This is a genomic window from Chloroflexota bacterium, from assembly GCA_026713825.1.
In the GTDB taxonomy this organism is placed as follows: Bacteria; Chloroflexota; Dehalococcoidia; order Lucifugimonadales; family UBA1127; genus UBA1127.
In genome coordinates this window covers 1-2,164 of record JAPONS010000053.1, presented here as the reverse complement: position 1 = coordinate 2,164, position 2,164 = coordinate 1, and the positions used below count along the sequence as shown (strand labels likewise).

The following is a 2,164-nucleotide window of genomic DNA, read 5'->3' as shown; positions in this document are numbered from 1 at the left end:
GCGTCACGTGCTGCGGCTCCGAGAGCGTGAAGTGGATCGTGGTGACCGGATTGAAGGGATTTGGGTAGATGCTATCGAGCCTCGTCTTCTGGGGTGCCACCTGGTCCGAGGCTGTGCTGGTTATCGCTGTCGCCACGTGGCCATTGACCTCTATGGGCCAGCCCTCCAGCAACTCGTGCCAGGGTGCGACGGGCAGATTGCCGTCTTGGTCGCGGGCATATCCGAACATGCGCCACTTTCCCCCGAGGGCCTGATCCGACACCCTGAATCGCGCTGTGAGGTGAATGCGGTCGCGGCCGGCGGTTCCCCAAGCCGTCTCTGTGCCATCGACGTACAGGCCCTCGGTCCCCGTGAGGTCCGTCCAATCCGCTGAACCCTCTTCCTCCCTCGCGTACACAGACCCGCTGGCACCGCGAATGAAGTAGCTGTCGCCGGCTGAGAATTCCTCCAGAGCGATGCGGTCGCCGATGGCGGAGGCAAGGCGCCCGGAGCTGATGAACTGGACGCCGATCTCGGCGATGTCATTCGCTCCCTGAGGGTCGACGGCCAGCGCGTGCAGGTCGTACCAGGTGTTGGTCTCGAGGGTATCGACGCGCTCCTCTGCGTCGGGCAGGGTGACATAGATATGTCCGACGAAAGGACTGGGGCTCGAGGCTGGGAAGGGATGGCGGGGCGCCGAACTCAGGGCGCTGTTGTACTTGAAGAGCCGGCCGTCGACGAACAGGTTGTAGGCCACGAACTTCGTCTCTCCCTCGTAGTCGTAATCGTCCACCCACAGCAGCCGACGCCACGGGTCCGTGGCGTTCACGTTATCCCCTATGTAGATGTTGTGGAGCACGGCTTCGGCGATGTGATTGCCGTTGTGCGTTGGTTCGCCGAAGTCCAGCATCCGGGAGTACCCACCGACCGAGTAATCTCCGCAGCCGGGATCGAAGTAGTTTCCGGTGATCTCCAGGCTGCCGCTCTTGAAGGCCATGGGCCGGGTGCGCTCAAAGATGTTGTCGCGGACCACGGCTCGGATCGCGTACCCGCCCTGGGGATGGGTATCGACGCAGGCCTGCCACTGCTCCAGGTCGTTGTCGTGGAAGTAGTTGTTCTCCACGGTGAACCGGGTCTGCGGGCTGTTGGAGGCAATGGAATGGCGGTTGAAGGTGAATTCGTTGCGCGATATGGCGACCTCGGAACCGCCGGTGGCCATAGTCGTCCCCGTAATGCTGATCCCATAGCCGAAGCCATTGCGATAGTTCTCGTGCAGGTAGCTTCCGGTGACCACGCCCTCGCGGGAATTCATGAAGTCGATCCCCTTGCGGAAGCGGGTGATCTCGCAGTTGTCGATCTCGAGTTGGTCGTGCCCGACAACGGCGATGCCGTCTCCGGTTCCCGCCTCGTGGGTAATGGCTCCCACGAGCTTGAGGCTTTTGAAGGTCACGGCGTCGCTCGCCACGTGGAACAGGTCGAGGTCGCTGTCTTCGGTGTAGCACACGGAGGGAGGAGAGTCCCAGTACGGCGGGTCATTCGGCTCTCCCGGCTCGACCTGGCCCACGTCCACGAGTTCGGCCGCGCCGAGCAGGGTGATGCTCCTGTCGATGACGACCGTCTCTGTGAACAGGTACTCTCCCCCTAGGAACGCCAATGTGTCCCCTGCGGAGGCTCTGGACACGGCCTCCTGAACCGCCGCGCTGGTGAAGCCCTCCACTTGCAGGCCCTGGGCGGGAGCCGCGAGGGCTGGCAGAAAGACCACTAGCCACGCACGGACGGCGGCTGTCTTTGCCCTAATTTTCTCGTTCCTCGTCTCCATCGCTCGCCATACCTTGCCTGAAAGCCCATTGTAGGAATGTCGCACATGGCCCTTATTAGGACAATTGATATAAGAAGCCACAACATCGCCATCCAAGAGTAGAGGAATAAACGAAAATGGCGCGGCAAAAAAAGAAAACCACTAAGAAGCAAAAGCCTTCTGACCCATTCTCGAAACTCACTTGGGAAGATATAGAGGAATGGGCGGGGGCCGTCATCGTCGGGCGCGGACGCCCCTATCAGAGACGCGGAGCGGTTGAAAACTTGGGACGCACTGCGGGCGGGACGTTGGCAGCTTGGGTGAGAGGAACGCGGCGCTATGCCACCCGAGTGCGTCTTACCGAGCGGAACGGTCTGGAATCCGCCT

General features: G+C 61.6%; 1 protein-coding gene. It reads right to left on the bottom strand.

Annotated features, from left to right (window positions below; genetic code table 11):
- Positions 1 to 1,798 (bottom strand): right-handed parallel beta-helix repeat-containing protein (locus OXC99_07035; protein MCY4624736.1); only part of this gene is annotated, 1,798 nt, incomplete at its 3' end.
- Between the last annotated feature and the right edge of the window lie 366 nt (positions 1,799 to 2,164).